The organism is Roseateles sp. P5_E1, from assembly GCF_054049335.1.
This window is the reverse complement of the sequence record NZ_JBFUMN010000508.1, coordinates 1-511: the sequence shown is the minus strand read 5'-3', so window position 1 is coordinate 511 and position 511 is coordinate 1. Positions and strand designations below refer to the sequence as shown.

Here is a 511-nt window from a genome sequence, read left to right as displayed (position 1 = left end):
GTCCGGTGGTCTCCAAGGGCTCGCGAGCGATGGTGTCGGTGGCCTTCCCGGAACTGGGGCAGATCGAGCGCGATGCGCTGGTGCCGGAGTTCCTCGAGCGCTATGAAGGCCTGATCGGCCAGTACGCGACGCTGTTCGACGGCGTGGCAGGCATGCTCGATGCGCTGGATGCCGCCGGCTGCGTGTGGGGCATCGTCACCAACAAGCCGGAATACCTGGCCCGTCTGATCGTGCCGCAGCTGGGCTGGGAAAGTCGCTGCAAGGTGCTGATCGGGGGCGATACCCTGGCCCAGCGCAAGCCGCATCCGCTGCCCCTGCTGGCCGCAGCCGAGCGCCTGCAGATCGACCCGGCCACCTGCATCTACGTGGGCGATGACGAACGCGACATCGTCGCTGCCAATGCCGCCGGCATGGCCTCGGTGGCCGCGCTGTGGGGTTACCGGCTCGATGCCGACGACCCGCTGGCGTGGGGCGCGGAGTGCATGATCGAACAGCCCGCGCAGCTGCAGCG

General features: G+C 68.9%; 1 protein-coding gene. It reads left to right on the top strand.

The window, feature by feature from the left end; translation table 11 throughout:
- On the top strand, positions 1-511 hold a 511-nt coding region (locus ACXJKJ_RS32355), incomplete at both ends, for an HAD-IA family hydrolase (RefSeq protein WP_457395860.1).